This is a genomic window from Enterorhabdus sp. P55 (genome assembly GCF_009911695.1).
Classification (GTDB): Bacteria; Actinomycetota; Coriobacteriia; order Coriobacteriales; family Eggerthellaceae; genus Enterorhabdus.
In genome coordinates this window covers 1-1,188 of record NZ_QWKK01000239.1, presented here as the reverse complement: position 1 = coordinate 1,188, position 1,188 = coordinate 1, and the positions used below count along the sequence as shown (strand labels likewise).

Below are 1,188 nucleotides of genomic sequence, written 5' to 3'. Positions count from 1 at the left end.
GTGCCGACGTGGGGCCGGTGGCCCCGCCCGACACGCCGCCCGCCGCGCCGCCGGGCGGCTCGGCGGTGGCCCCGGCCGACCCGGGCGAGGGGGACGTGAGCCTGGCCAAGTCCGTGGAGAACCTCTCCGCCCCCGGCGGCAGGGTGACGCACCTGGGCGACCGCCTGCGCTACACGGTGACGCTACGCAACGACGGGCCGGCGGACAACGCCCTTTGGGACGCCGTCATCAGCGACCCGCTGCCGGCGGGCATCGAGCCGGTGCCGGGCACCCTGACGCTCACCGGCCCCCTCGGCGCCGCCGGCGAGAAGGTCGTGGCCGTGCCCGACGACGCCTACGACCGCGTCACGCGCACCATAGCCGTGGCGTGCGGGGACCTGTGGGGAGGCCAGGCGTGGGTCCTCGCCTTCGAGTGCACGGTGACGGAGGACGCCCTGGGCGGCGACGCGGCCAACGTGGCCTTCGCCCACGGCACGCCGCCCTCGGAAGACCCGGGCCATGACCCGTCGGATCCGGGCGCCAAGCCGGGTGAGCCCGCGGAGCCGCCCTCCCCCGACGACGACCCCGCGGCGAAGAGCGACCCGGCCACCCCGCCCGCCGTCATCCCCGACGACCCGGCCGAGGGGGACGTGGCCATCGAGAAGACCGCCGAGAACACCTCCCGGGACGACGGGACCACCCGCGTGGGCGACGTCGTCCGCTACGAGGTCGCCCTGCGCGTCGACGGGCCCGGCACGGGCTGGATGGACGCCGTGATCCGCGACGAGGTGCCCCGGGGCCTCGAGCCCCTCTCCGGCTCCATCCGCCTGACGACGCCCGGCGGCGCCGAGGTCGCCGTGGACGACGGGGCCTACGACCCGGCCACCCGCGTGCTCGCCGTGGCCGTCGGGCACCTCCGCGGCGGGCAGGAGGCGCGCCTCTCCTTCTACGCGCTCGTGACCGCCGACGCCCTCGGCGCCGACGTGGGCAACGTGGCCGAGGCCCTCGGCACCCCGCCCTCCGCGTGGGACCCGGGCGCCGAGCACCCGGATCCCGGCGCGCCCTTCTCCCCGCCCGGCGGCTGGGACGCCTGGGAGGGCGGCCGCGACAAGGTGGAGAGCGCCCCGGCGGCCTACCCGCCCGGAGCCACGGCCCAGGGCGGCGTGCTGCCCGGCGACGGCGGGGCCGGCGACTCGGGCACCATCCGCC

1 protein-coding gene is annotated in these 1,188 nt (G+C 78.5%); it reads left to right on the top strand.

Features of this window, described 5'->3' with window-relative positions:
* On the top strand, positions 1 to 1,188 hold a 1,188-nt coding region (locus D1643_RS11055; RefSeq protein ID WP_160710649.1), incomplete at both ends, for a DUF11 domain-containing protein.